This window comes from Haemophilus sp. CCUG 60358 (assembly GCF_001679485.1).
Lineage (GTDB): Bacteria > Pseudomonadota > Gammaproteobacteria > Enterobacterales > Pasteurellaceae > Haemophilus_D.
The window spans coordinates 18,097-32,620 of record NZ_LZOZ01000019.1 but is presented as its reverse complement, the minus strand read 5'-3'; the positions used below and the strand labels follow the sequence as shown (position 1 = coordinate 32,620).

The 14,524-nt window shown below is 39.4% G+C and carries 9 protein-coding genes and 1 pseudogene; 7 read left to right on the top strand and 3 right to left on the bottom strand.

Annotated features, from left to right (window positions below):
- Positions 1-9 precede the first annotated feature (9 nt).
- From mukB to mukF, 3 genes are read right to left on the bottom strand one after another with little or no spacing between them, the layout of a single operon-like run.
- Complete coding sequence (gene mukB, locus A9500_RS09215; RefSeq protein ID WP_065244707.1) at positions 10-4,527, bottom strand: chromosome partition protein MukB; 4,518 nt, start codon at positions 4,525-4,527, stop codon at positions 10-12.
- Positions 4,527-5,279, bottom strand: coding sequence for a chromosome partition protein MukE (gene mukE, locus A9500_RS09210; RefSeq protein WP_065244706.1), 753 nt, complete (start codon positions 5,277-5,279; stop codon positions 4,527-4,529). The genes mukB and mukE overlap by 1 nt, the downstream gene beginning before the upstream one ends.
- Before the next feature lie 44 nt (positions 5,280-5,323).
- The gene (mukF, locus tag A9500_RS09205) at positions 5,324-6,658 is read right to left on the bottom strand and encodes a chromosome partition protein MukF (RefSeq protein ID WP_065244705.1); all 1,335 of its coding nucleotides are present in this window, start codon (positions 6,656-6,658) and stop codon (positions 5,324-5,326) included.
- Positions 6,659-7,021: 363 nt separating this feature from the next.
- Between mukF and A9500_RS09200 the strand changes: the two genes are divergently transcribed.
- From A9500_RS09200 to rlmC, 7 genes and pseudogenes are all read left to right on the top strand, one after another.
- Positions 7,022-8,722, top strand: coding sequence for a YadA-like family protein (locus A9500_RS09200; protein WP_065244704.1), 1,701 nt, complete (start codon positions 7,022-7,024; stop codon positions 8,720-8,722).
- Positions 8,723-8,999: 277 nt separating this feature from the next.
- Positions 9,000-9,773: an FNR family transcription factor gene (locus tag A9500_RS09195; protein WP_014065394.1), complete on the top strand. Its 774-nt coding sequence runs from the start codon at positions 9,000-9,002 to the stop codon at positions 9,771-9,773.
- Between the two features lie 137 nt (positions 9,774-9,910).
- Entirely contained in the window at positions 9,911-10,834 is a 924-nt protein-coding gene (gene uspE, locus A9500_RS09190; protein ID WP_065244703.1) for a universal stress protein UspE, read from the top strand.
- Positions 10,835-11,031: 197 nt separating this feature from the next.
- Positions 11,032-11,865, top strand: a complete 834-nt coding sequence (locus tag A9500_RS09185; RefSeq protein ID WP_065244702.1) for a DUF4198 domain-containing protein — start codon at positions 11,032-11,034, stop codon at positions 11,863-11,865.
- A gap of 79 nt (positions 11,866-11,944) precedes the next feature.
- A complete protein-coding gene (locus A9500_RS09180) occupies positions 11,945-12,337 on the top strand; it encodes a transposase (RefSeq protein ID WP_065244701.1) in 393 nt (130 codons plus the stop codon).
- A pseudogene (locus A9500_RS09175) lies at positions 12,301-13,110 on the top strand (IS3 family transposase); the annotation flags it as partial. The gene A9500_RS09180 and the pseudogene A9500_RS09175, both read left to right, overlap by 37 nt.
- Before the next feature lie 64 nt (positions 13,111-13,174).
- Positions 13,175-14,350 carry a 23S rRNA (uracil(747)-C(5))-methyltransferase RlmC gene (rlmC, locus tag A9500_RS09170; protein WP_065244699.1) on the top strand — a complete coding sequence of 392 codons (1,176 nt, stop codon included), beginning with the start codon at positions 13,175-13,177 and terminating at the stop codon, positions 14,348-14,350.
- Positions 14,351-14,524: the final 174 nt, after the last annotated feature.

The window sequence follows — 14,524 nt, the reverse complement described above, 5'->3', positions numbered from 1 at the left end:
TTTAAAAAACTACTCTGTTGCGCCAAAGCCACGCAAACCAACCACATGAACTTGTTCTTGGTTGCCAGCGATTTTACGCACCAGTTTATAGGTTGTCCCTTTTTCAGGGCTGATATTCTCTGGCGCTGCGATAAGTAATTGCATATCCAAACGTTCGCAAAGTTCGAACAAGGTGGAAATGGATTTACCATCTAAACGCGCCGCTTCATCCAAGAATAGTAAACGACATGGTACGATGTCTTTACCGCGAATACGGCGGCTTTCCTCTTCCCAGCTTTGTACAACCATTAATAGGATTGACATACCCGTACCGATCGCTTCACCTGTCGATAATGCGCCACTTTCAGCTCGTAACCAGCCATCAGCACCACGGAAGACTTCAACTTCTAACTCGAGGTAATTACGGTAATCTAATAATTCTTCACCGATAGTTTGTGCTGTGCGTTGGCCCATATCAATATGCGGGTTAATGCGTTGATAAAGTTTCGCAATGGCTTCAGAGAAGGTAATGCGATTGTCACTGAATAAATCTTGGTATTCTTCCTGTTTACCTGATAGCGCATCAAGCAACATCGCATGAGTATCGCGAATATTGACTACTAAACGTACCGATTTCACCTGACCGAAGGCAATATTTTGTAAGCCTTGGTTCAACATGCGAATACGGTTTTGTTCACGTTGAATGGTTTTACGCATAATATTCGCCACACTTTCAGAACTGATCGCCAATTTTTTCTCACGGCCAGTCAATTCTTCTGTTAAGCGATTAAGCTCAATTTCCATTTGCTCAATTGCATCAATCGGATCATCAGTTTTAATAATATCCTGACGAATACGTTCACGAAGATGTTGATATACCGCAATGAAGAAGCGGACTTTATTTTCCGGCTTGCGACTGTCTTCAGAAATACGCAATGCATCGCGGAGATATTCATTATCAGCCACTGCAGTACGTAGCGCACCTAATGCTTTATCCGACATTGAACGTAGTTCATCAGCAGATAAATAAGCTAACTCACGACGATTGAGTCGTTTTTCCACATCGGAATTACGAGATAAACGGAGAACCACGCACCAGCTGACTTTCGCAGCTACAACTAATTCACGTTGAGTTTTATAATCACGTTCTGCTTTACGAATGCGTTTATTTAAGTTCTCCGCTTCGCTTTCAATAAGCGTTAATTGTTTTTCAACATAAGAACGACGTTGACGGCTAGTTGAAAGTTGTTGATACAACTCATCACGGCGATTTCTTGCTCGTTCCTCTGCCCCTTCATCAGCACGCACACCTAATTCACCAATCTCAGCAATTAATTCTTTCAACAACTGATTTTTACTGTCATAAGAACTTTGCAGTTGGATAAATACTTGGTTGTATTGTGCAAATTGGCTTTGTTTTTGACGTAATTGTTCACGTTGAGCATCACGCTGTGCCTGTAATTGTTCCAAACGTTGACGAAGTTGCTCGTTAAACTCTGATGTTTCTGCTTGACCTGCATCTTCATAACTAAAGTGATTTTTACGTTGCACCACATCCGCTAAAGCAAATACACGTTGTTGTACTTGTTTTTGACGTTCAACCGCTTGGGTTAAATCAGCTTTTAAGCGCTCATAGTTTTCTGGGTCACTTTGTAAGGTATTGGCAATCGGCTCTAATTGTGACAACGCAATACCATGTTGACGAATAAAGCTTTCATCTTGTTCTGCAATGTCTAATTGTTCACGACATTCTTCAATGCGATCAAGTAATTCATCATCAGCAAGCAAGTTAAGCTGTGGCATTAACTTGTTCAACAATTGCATTTTTTCTTTGGCATTATCCAATTTAATGCGAATTTGTTGTTCGGTGGTTGAGAATTGATTGAGCTCGCGATCAATTTCATTGCGTTCTTGATTGATTTCCGCCATAACCTCTTCTGGGTTTGGTTGGAATGCAAGGGCTAGATGTAAGCCAACAAATTGACTAAAGTGTTCGTGTAAACGTTGACATTTTTGTACATCAAAGGCGATTTGTGCGTATTTTTCCGCAATTTCATCACGTTTAGCTTGTAATTCTTCTAAATGTTTTTCACGTGCTGCACGGCCGAATAATGGAATTTGTGGGAATTTTGAATAACGCAATTCACGCTCAGACACTTGCACCACAACGCCCATTTCAAGCTCTTGAGCAGAAAGTACGCTGTCATCAAAGGCATTTGGGTCACCTTCGATTAAATATAAATCGTCTGGACAATCTTCTAAATTAGCTAATTGTTCGCGTACCGTGTTGAGATCACGTACAACAATAGCATGACGTGCAGGGCCATAAAGTGCAGAGAAATAAGGTGCATCTTCGATTGGTACATCATCATATAATTCAGAAAGCAATACACCACCAAAGCGTTCTGCAAGCACATTCAAGCGAGCATCTTCAGAACCATCTGGTTGGCTTAAACGAGAAATTTGCTCGTCTAATTGTTGACGTTGTTTCTCTAAATTGTCACGTTGAATAGTCAGTTCACGTTCTTTCACCAATTGTGATTGCATAAAATGCATCACATCTTGGCTATGTTCAAATGTTTCACCACTTTGCTCTTGTAAGCGCTCTAAAGCGGCTTGAGCAGTTAACCAAGCCGGTGCTTTACGAGCATTTTCTTCGTAAAGTGCGGTCAAACTTTCACGTTTTTGACGCAAGGTTGAACGGTTTTCTACTTGCTCAGCAAGTTCTTCATTCAAACTTTCAATGAGTTCTTCTTGTTCAGCGTGGTATGCTTCGAGTTCATCAGCGGTTTCTAAAGATAAATCAGCACGTTGATTAAAATCAGCCAATAATTTAACCGCACTTTGTTGTTGAGCATAGCGCTGCTCTAACTCATGTAATTTCGCACGTAATTGCGGGGTTTGTTGTGCCTGAATTTTTTGTGTTGGATATTCACGCAATAATTCTTTAGCACTTTCCCAAGCACTTGAACGTGGCATATCACCAGCAATTTTACACACCAACTGATAGGCTTTATCAAATTGTGATTTGGCCGCTTCAGAAATAGACATCTTATGTTCTAACTCAAGCACTTGCTCAGTAAGACTTTCTGCGTGGGCAGCAAACTCTGCTTGGTAATCTTCCGCATTTTTCACGCTTAAATCCGCTAAACCACATAAGGTTTTCGCTTTTTCAAGCGCAGCAATTGCTTGTTGATATTGCAATGCACGGGTTTGTTGTGCATCTAATGCTTGTTGATAATCCGCAAGTTGCGCACGCACTTGGTCAATTTCAAGTTCCGTTTGCTCAAATTGTGCTTGGCTTTCTTCAAGCTGTTCGGTTGCGGTTTCCACAACCATTTTTTGTTCTTCTAATTTTTCTGTAAGCTCAGCCACATCTTCTTGATAGCGCGATACTTTTTCTTGATGACGTAACGCATTTAATACCAAGTTCAAGTGGTCTGCCGCACTTTGGTGATCTACTTCTAAAGTACGTTCATTTTCTGCCAATTCTGCAGCTTCACGGCTTAAGTCAATTAAGCGATGTTGTGATAATTCTTGCTCAGCTTTTGCTTTATACCAATCACGACGGAAACCTAAAGCCGCTTCGATATTGCCACGACGTTCATTGGCATTACGCATATAATCTGATGCCACATAATTAGTGGTTTCGGTGATTAAATGTTTGAATAAATCACGGTCAGATTGGGTAACTTTAATTGCTTCAAGGGTCATGCGGTTTTCACGTAACGCACTTTCCATATCTTGGAAGGCTTTGCGCACACCAAGGTTTTCTGGCAATAAGTAATCACGTAAAGAACGGGTAATAGCGCTGGAAATACCACCGTATAAAGAAGCTTCGATTAATTTATAGAATTTGCTACGGTCTGAAGCACTACGTAAGCGTTTTGGAATAATACCCAAATCAAACATCATACCGTGATAATCGGTGATAGAATGATATTGCTTAAATTGTGCACCAAGATTTTCAATTTTATCTTTTAATTCATTTAAATTGAGTACACGCGCCTGACGTTCACCGACTGTTTCGGTGAAAAGTGCGGTCGGATTTAAGGATAATTCTACACCTTGAATCGAGAATGTTTTTAAATCCACTTTCTTATCACGACCCGCAATTTGTTGCAGGCGCACACCCACGAGAATTCGTTGGTGACGAGAGTTGATGGTATCCAATACTGCGTAACACACACCTGGGCGTAATTTACCGTGTAAGCCTTTATCACGAGAGCCGCCTGTCGAGCCAGCCTCAGTGGTATTACGGAAATGCAATAAGGTTAAGTCTGGAATTAATGCTGTGACAAAACCTGCCATGGTTGTGGATTTACCGGCACCGTTACCACCGGAAAGTGTGGTCACCAATTCATCCAAATCAAAGGTGCGGGCAAAGAAACCATTCCAGTTAATTAAGGTGAGTGAACGGAATTTACCACGTTCTACCCCATTATGTTGGTTTAATACAGGAGCAATAAATTCTTCTTCAACCTGTTCGGCTGGTTGCTCAGGTTCGTCTTGATAGATTTCGTTTTCAAGTTCTAATACATCAGACATTATTCTTGTTCTCCTGCATCATCAAATTCTTCATCAATTTCGACCGCACTTTCTTCATCATCGAGGTCATCAGCATGACTTGCCGCTTTTGCTTGCTTTTCGAGTTCGAGAGATTGCGGTGTTGCCGCTTCCCCATCACGAATTAAGCGAGCTTGTGCTTCTAACGGGTCATCACCAGAACGGACTTCAGCCCCAAAACGGAAAACTGATTCTGAAATAGTAAATTTACCGCTATGCTGTTCACCTACGGTATGGATCATGCCTAAACGGCGTAAACGACCAATCGCAGCGCGTACTTTTTCAGATAATTTTTGCTTATCCAAATCCGAACCGCTGGAACGTTGATTGACGGCTTTCAATAATTTGCCTTCGTCTGCTAAATTCAGTAATTCATCATAGACTTCTTGTGTACTGAAGATACCTTGCTGTGCTAAACGTTCTGGGCTTAAATATAAATAGCAAAGTACCTTCCCTACTAACATTTCTAATTCGGAAAGCACTGAACGGGCAATTAACGTCGTCGCTTTTGGACGTAAATAGAAAAAGCCTTCCGGTGCACGAATTAATTCCACGTTGTAACGGCGGTAAAAGCCATCTAACTCATTTTGGAAATCCATCAAAAAAGCATGATTATCTAATTGATCTGTGCTGATATGGCGACCTGAACGCAGCAAGCTGTCCACGGCCGGGAAAATAGGATTTGCAATGGCATTTGCCAATTTCGGGGAAATTACATCTTGAATATCTGTCATGGTTAATTTCTCATTTTATGAATTTGTTTGGGTAAGCCACGAAATTAATATTTATCAATCACATGCGCTTGCACTTCTGCGCCATAATCATTAATTTCCTGCCATTGCGGATAAAGACCGGCTAAATCATCATTTGCCATACCTAAACGCACTGCTTGATCCACAATAATACGTGCCACATCAAAATGACGAGAAAGTGGATAAGCTTCTAATTGTTCTTTTAAGACTAAACTTAAATCGATTGGACGATTATTCTCACGGTATTGAATTAATAAGCTTTGCATATGTTCGACGATTTGATCATGTAAATCAGCCAAAGATTCATATTGCAACTCTTCAGGTAATTCACCCAATGCATCATCTTCACGTAATACCATTTCTTCATCACGCAGATCGACCAAACGTTCCGCTTGAGCAGTCCACAAGAACCAAGGATGATCGAAATAGCTGTGGATAGAATTACGCAAGCGTTGTGAGAATACACGGTTTTTATCCATATCAATGGCGGTACGGATAAATTTATGCACGTGACGGTCATAACCAATCCATAAATCGATAGCTTGTTGTCCCCAGCTAATAATACGATCAAGTTTTGATTGTAAATCAGTAATTAATTGTTCAATAAAATACAGCTCATCATGACCAATTACACAATCTTGAATACGTAATAATTGAGCCTGTAACTTATCACCTGCTGCATTTAAAGTATCTTGTAACTCACGTAAATTGCCTGAGGTTTCATCTAATAAACGTTCACAGCTAGAAATTGCCGCCTGCCAATCTTTGGTAAGTAAATTGGCAATTTCTTCTTTAATGCTTTGTTGATTTTCATCCATCACGCGTTGTGATAAATCAATACTATCGAAAATCTCAGCTACTGAATATTTTAACGGAGCGAAAACATTTCGGCGCCAAAAGTGCTCATTCTCCCCTTTTGCTGCCCCTTCTTCTGCTGCATCAGATGCACGCTGAATTTCATCAGCCACAATAGAAAGCTGCACAGAAAGACGCAACGCAGAAAACTCACGCTGACGAATATAATAATCTGATACGCCAACACCTAATGGGGTGAGACGATAAATGGAAAGGCCTTCAGTAAATTCACTGCTGAAACGGTTAAGAAAACGCTGTTTCACCAGTTCATTGATAGCATTATTAGCACGGGTGGCAATCGCGTCCGTTGATTGGTCAAAGGCATTGGCTGTATGGCGGAAAATATCCACTAAATCAGCTTCTAACATCTCACCATCTAAACGTTCGTTGTTATAAATGGCAATGGCCAATAAAAACACCAAACGCTCTGTCGGCAGATTTAACGAAAATCCCCGCTCTTTCGCCCATGAGACGAGTTCAGGAATGGTTTGTGAGGTTTCGATCATTCGGTTACAAAAGCTTAAAATTGAACAAAAAAATTTCTGAGATTATACAGGATTTTTTCTCAATCTTGAAAATCTTCTTGCAAATTGACCGCTCTTTTTATTTAGACTTGTTATTCAAACTTATAGTTATATTCACTAAAACAAGAAAAATAAGCTTATTTTTTATAAGCCAATTTAATCAAATTTACATTTCTTTACAAAATTGTCTCAGTTGCCCACTTCTATATAATGAAAAAATAAACTATAATATTCAGAATATATAGATAATAGAAAATTATTTTCAATATTCTATATTTAATCATATTAATATTAAACCACTAAAATATACGTAATAAATACGAATAATCTAATAATGAGGAAATTATGAGGAACTTTAGAATTAATGCGATGACAGTATTAGTTTTGGGATTAAATGTAGCTGTAGTAAATGCTACTGATGGAAATATTTTGAATATCACGACAACAGATCCTGATAATGCAAACAAAATAATAGAAGCAACTAACGTTAAGGGCCGCCCTGGCCATACTGCAGTTGGTCAGCAAAACCAAATCTATTCGATTCCTGATTCAGAAAACGGATTTGTCAACATTCAAGGGGCTAGTTCAGCTATTGGTAACCAAAATGTAGCAAAAGGTTATAACGCTAATGCGGTCGGTATTCAAAATGATGCTTATGGCGCACACTCACAAAGTTTTGGCTCTCGTAACAGAGTTTATGGAGATTTTTCTATGGGATTTGGTGCAGGTAACATGATTGGTGCTCAACCCCCAAGAGACTTAGATGGCAACAATAAAATACCAGCGAAAGATATTGTTACAGATAAGAATACACAATCAGGAGTTGCGTTTGGTATCAACAACATTGTCTTAGGTGACGAAACCTTGGCTCTAGGTCTACACAATTATGTAAATGGTGCAAATTCTATGGCTGTCGGTAGTGACGCTACCTCAAATGGTTTTTATGCAATTGCACTTGGTCCAGCATCTCTAGCAGGAGCTGCTGAAAAAGAAGACAACTCTAAAATATATAGCCCAATTGCAATTGGTTACTCCGCTCACGCCACAGCAACTGAGACCATTGCAATTGGTTCCGAAGCTAAAGCTAGCGCTGACGATGCTGTTGCTATTGGTAAATCAGCAACATCTACAGGTGAACGGTCTACTGCACTAGGTGATTCAGCTAATGCAAAAGATGGTAATTCTGTTGCTTTAGGATCAGGCACCATTACTCGTGAAGCAACGCAAGAAAATGAGGCAACTGTTAACGGTATCAAGTATAGTGGTTTTGCTGGTCACGATCCTTTATCCGTTGTTTCTGTTGGTTCAGACAAAACTGAAACATATACGCAAGAACAAAGTGGTTATACAGTAACAATTAAGCCACATACACGCCAAATTATTAACGTAGGTGCAGGTAAGATTTCAGCCACTTCTACCGATGCAATCAACGGTTCTCAACTTTATATGATTGCAGAACAAGTGGGCAAAAACAAAAAACTTATTGACAATATTAGTACTCTCTCTTCAAGTGCTAAAGTAGAAGCAGGCGATAACATTGATGTAGAAACTCACGATGATGCTAACCAAGTAAAAACCTATAAGGTTAGTACCAAAAAAGACATCAAAGCAAATTCTTATACCATTAATAATTCCAGTATCAAAATTGATCAAAATGGAATTAATGCAGGTAACAAAAAAGTGATCAACGTTGCAAATGGTGAAAATGATAACGATGCAGTGAATGTTTCACAGTTAAATAAAGTGAAAAGTGATATGGCTAACAATACTAAAGCAATTAATACTTTAAATAAGAAAGTTCATGATGTTGACCGTAAATCTCGTGCAGGTATTGCTGGCGTTGCAGCTATCGCATCTGCACCATCTGCACGTAAAGATGGCAAGAGCATGGTGTCAACTGGGGTTGCTCACCACCGCGGTGAAAGCGCGATTGCAATCAAAGCGTCTCGTAACTCTGATAACGGTCACTGGTCAACCAACGTGAACGGTGCTGCTGATACTCGCGGTCAATTTACTGTGGGGGCGGGTGTCGGTTACGAATGGTAATCTGACTTACACGTTAAAACAAAGAGCCACAAATTGTGGCTCTTTTTTATACCTAAAAATAACGAAAAATTTGACCGCACTTATTACAATAGATATCGCCAAACGAATGCGCTGACTAAAATAATCAGCATGATAATAATTTGTATTAAACGTTTTTTGGTTAATTTTTCTGCAGCCATATTGATTTGCTCTTTGATAACTTCTGAAATTGACTATTTTAGTGGTAGAATAATTGCGTTAGATCAATTTTACACTATATTATCGATTTGAGGAATAAATGAAGAATTTCGTTTCAGAAACCAAATCAGGACGCAGAGTTCAATCAGGTGGTTGCGCAATTCATTGTCAGGATTGCAGTATTAGCCAACTTTGTATCCCTTTTACATTGAACGAACATGAGCTCGATCAGCTTGATAATATCATCGAGCGTAAAAAACCCATCCAAAAATCTCAAGTCCTTTTTAAAGCCGGTGATACACTGAATTCCATTTATGCGATTCGCTCCGGTACCATTAAAACTTATACCATTAGCGAAGCCGGAGAAGAACAAATTACCTCTTTCCACTTACCGGGCGATTTAGTCGGTTTCGATGCAATTACCAATATGCAACACCCGAGTTTTGCACAGGCTTTGGAAACCGCCATGGTATGTGAAATTCCATTTGATATCTTAGATGACTTATCCGGCAAAATGCCGAAGCTTCGTCAGCAAATTATGCGTTTAATGAGTAGTGAAATCAAAAGCGATCAAGAAATGATTTTATTACTGTCTAAAATGAATGCTGAAGAACGTTTAGCGGCATTTATCCATAATCTATCAAAACGTTATTCCGCTCGTGGTTTCTCAGCGAAAGAATTCCGTTTAACCATGACCCGTAGTGATATCGGTAACTATCTTGGTTTAACTGTTGAAACCATCAGTCGTTTACTTGGTCGTTTCCAAAAATTGGGTGTACTCTCTGTTCAAGGTAAATACATTACTATTAATGATATAAATGCATTGATTGATTTAACCGGTGTACATAAAACCAAAATCCAATTAGCAGAATAAATTAAAAGCGTGAGTTTTCACGCTTTTTTAACATTTGAAACAAAAAAACTTGCACGAGATCACTTTTTTGATAATCGGTTCTTGTCATCGTTTAAAATCTTTTCTATCCTATTGATATCTCATATCTTGGAGGCTTTATGAAATTTAATAATATTCTTGTTGTACTCAACCCTGATAACGAAAAACAATATGCACTTGCTCGTGCAGTTCGTCTTGTTAAAGAACAACAAAATGAAGAAAAAGTAAAAATCACCACTCTATTGAGCGTCTATGACCTATCTTATGAAATGTCTGCACTTCTTTCTTCTGAAGAACGCAGCGAAATGCATAAAACAGCCGTTGAACAACAGCGTCAAGCCGTACAATTTTATTTAGATAAATATGCAGATCCAGAAATTGAATTTGAATCACACATTGTATGGAGCAGCAATGAAGCGGATGCAATTCGTGAAGAAGTTGAAAAAAATCAATATGATCTTGTTGTAAAATACACCAAAGATGAAGAAAGCTTCACTTCATTGATTTTCACACCTGTAGATTGGCAATTATTACGTAAATGTCCAATTCCAATATTAATGGTGCGTGATGGTGACTGGAAACACCAACGCCGTATTTTAGTCGCCGTGAATGTATCGGGTGAACAGGAATATCAAGATGAATTCAACCAAGAGTTAGTTTCAACAGGAATGAGCTTAGCGGAGAACTTAAACCGTGGTAATGTACATTTAGTAGCCGCCTACCCTGTTGCGCCAATTAATATGGCGATTGATTTACCTGAATTTAATACTTCAGGTTATGAAAATGGTATTCGTGGTCAACACCTTATCAATATGAAAGCCTTACGTCAAAAATTTGGTATTGATGAGGATCATACCCATGTACGCGAAGGTTTCCCTGAAGAGGTGATTCCTGAAGTGGCGAAAGAAATTGAAGCTGAATTAGTGATTTTAGGCACAGTGGGAAGAACGGGTTTATCTGCAGCGTTACTAGGTAATACAGCTGAACATGTGATTAGTAAATTAAGCTGCAATTTATTAGCCATTAAACCATCTAAAAAATAAGTCTATTTAGCTTTTTATTTAAAATAAGTGCGGTCAGAAAAACAATCGTTTTATTGACCGCACTTTTTTGTTAAAAAAATGTGAAGTTCCTCACAAAATCAACTTTTTTCATTCGTCTCATCATTTCTTTTTCGTTATACTCGTCCGCCCTGTCGAAGACTTTCTATAAATTGATTTATTATTAAAAAGGAAAGACAATGAAAAAAACATTAATTGCAGCACTACTTGGCTTTTCTGCGCTTGCGCAAGCCCATGAAGTTTGGGTTGCAACACCAGCACAACTTGCTTCTAATAGCGTTTTAAAAGCTGATTTAGCTTATGGTGACTACCCCTACGTTGAAAAAATTCCTGAAAAACGTCTTGCGATTTTTCCACCGATGGAACTCATCAATCAAGATGGTAAAATGCAAACATTAGTACAAAAAGGTGAAAACTACCAATATCAATCAGAAAAACCGTTAAAAGACGGTTCATATTGGGTAACAGCTACTTATAAACCAACTTTCTGGTCACAAAATAATGAAGGTTGGAAAATGGATAACTTACAAGGCATACCAAATGCATTCTATTGCGAACAAACTCAAATGTTTGGTAAAGCCTTTACTGTAGTGGGCAAAAAACCATTAAATGCAGATATGTCAATGACACGCCTCGGCTTACCACTTGAAATCGTGCCACTTAAAGATCCGAAAACAATTAAAGCAGGTGAAGCTTTCCCTGTTCAGATTTTCTATAAGGACCAACCACTTGCAGGCGAAACGATTATCGCAACCTCTGATACATTTGTTGTAAAAGATATGGAAGCGGCGACATCTCACCGTGAGCCGCAAGCCTTTTCTGGTAAAACAGACAAAGAAGGTAAAGTTAACTTTATTCCATTAATTGAAGGTGTTTGGAAACTTAAAGTGGTTCATAAAGAACCATTTGAAGATCAAAAAGTTTGTCAACATTCAGCGAATTACGCGACGTTAATTCTCCCTGTTGGTAAAGCTAGAGCTAAACTCCCTCCAAAACCAGAACATCATCATTAATCATAAAAAAGTGCGGTCAAATTTAACCGCACTTTGATCTGCACCCCAAAACCTGGACACCTAATTTGAGGTGCAGATTATGTCCTACTCTTATCAATTTCGTTTGAAAATTATCAAACTCGTCACTGAACAGGATTATGGTATCCGTGAGGTGGCTAAACTTCATAAAATTTCCCACGCTCTCGTCATTTATTGGCTAAAAGCATTTCGGGAAAGAGGGCTTGATGGCGTAAAATCGCCTCATACAAACCTTCCCCCCCCGAAAATAGTGAAGCCAAAGATGAAAAAGAAAGACATTGAAATTCCGGAAACCACAGACTTTTCACCTAAAGCGTTTAAAAAGCTGCAGCGAGAGCTCGCCTTGGCTCGAGCGGAGATTGCTTACATAAAGGAGTTGGAGAAGCTCGACCGTCAAAAACAACGACAGAAAAAAGAAAAATCATTGAAAGATTTAAGCCGGACCACGCGTTAAATGATTTACTTCGTGTGGCTAAAATGCCTCGCTCAAGCTTTTACTATAAAGAGATTAAGCGAAATTATCACGAAGCTAAAGAAGCTATCTTATCGCTCAGAAAACGAGATGGTTATCGCCCCATGACGTTTAAATTACGCCAAATGGGTTTTAATTTGAATCATAAAACGGAGTTAAAGCTGATGAACGAGTTAGGGATTCATTCCATTTTACGCAAGAAAAGACATGGGAAACGTGGAAAAACATCGCATATTGCCCCGAATTTACTGAATCGTGATTTTACAGCGACGGCACTCAATCAAAAATGGGTAACGGATGTAACGGAATTTCAGGTTGGGCAAGAAAAGCTTTATTTTTCACCGTTAATGGACTTGGCTAACCGAGAAATTATTGCCTATAACTTTGCGACACGCCCGAAGTTTTCATTGGTAAAAAAGATGTTAGAACAAGGGCTTAGTAGGATTAAACCAACAGAATGTCCGATTATTCATAGCGACCAAGGCGTATTGTATGGTTCGGCAGAATGGGTAAAGATGTTGGAGGGTAAAGCGGTGCAAAGTATGAGCCGCCGAGGAAATTGTTACGATAATGCGGTGATTGAAAGCTTTTTTGCAATATTAAAATCAGAGTGCTTTTACTCTCGGACTTATCATTCAATTGCTGAATTACAGGCTGACATTGAAGAATATTTAGTGTATTACAACCAAAAACGAATTAAACTTGGTTTAAAAGGATTGAGCCCGGTGCAATACCGAGCTCAATATTTAAGTTAACTAACCTGTCCAACTTTTGGGGGCAGATCACTTCAACAGCAATGGCTGGCAACGAAAAACTAATATGATTCAGTGCGAACATTATCAACGAGGCGATTGTCGTTCTTGTCAATGGTTGGAACTACCGTATTCCGTTCAACTAGAACAGAAAACCGTTCACTTGCAACAGCAGCTGCACGGTTTAGATACGTCTCATTTGAGTTGGGTTGCGCCTTTTCAATCTTCCCTTGATGGGTTTCGTAATAAAGCCAAAATGGTTGTCAGTGGCGCAGTTGAACGCCCAATCCTCGGGATCTTGCCGAACCCGTTGGCGCCACAAAGTGCGGTGGATTTATGCGATTGCCCACTTTATCCACAACATTTTCAAGCTATCTTTCCTCTTCTTAAAGATTTCATCGCACACGCAGGCCTTGTGCCGTATAACGTGGCAAAGCAAAAAGGCGAATTGAAACATCTTTTATTGACAGAAAGCCAACGCAGCCACCAACTCATGTTGCGCTTTGTGTTACGTTCGGAAGCCAAATTGCCGTTGATTCAACGTGAACTAGCGGGATTGCGTCAAAAATTGCCGCAACTTGCCGTCATTAGCGTGAATATCCAGCCGCAAAATGCCGCAATTCTCGAGGGTGAAAAAGAGATTTTCTTGACAGAACAACACACCTTACCTGAAAGGTTTAATCAGATTCCACTTTTTATTCGCCCTCAGGGGTTCTTTCAAACCAACCCACAAGTTGCTGAAGGGTTATACGGCACGGCACAACAATGGATAAAAGACCTGCCCATTCGTCAACTTTGGGATTTGTTCTGTGGTGTGGGCGGTTTCGGACTACATTGCTTGAAAGCATTGCAAACGCAAAACTCGGCTCAACAAATCCACCTCACCGGTATTGAAATCTCCGCTTCTGCCATTGCCGCTGCGAAACTATCGGCACAGCAACTCGGATTGGAGAAGCAAGTTCATTTTCAATCGTTAGATGCGGCAAATTTTGCCTTGGCTCAAGCAGACAAACCCGATTTGGTTATCGTCAACCCGCCTCGTCGAGGCATTGGTCAATCGCTCGCCGAATTTCTCAATAAAATGCGACCGCACTTTATTTTGTATTCCAGCTGTAATGCTGAAACCATGGTCAAAGATTTGCGATCTTTGCCCCATTATCAAATGGAAAAAATCCAACTGTTCGATATGTTCCCACATACGTCGCATTATGAGGTGTTAGTGTTATTGAGATTGATGCCTTAACGTAATGTTTTGTTGATTTGACTATTAGTATTACTGACAAAATAAACCGTTTTTAGGCTCACAAGTGAAGCTTGAAGGTACTTTTAGCTATATTTTTGTTCTATAGGCCATACTGTCCTTTTGTATAAAAAAGATATTTTATGAATAGTCATTTGGTTATCTTTTTTCTTTTCT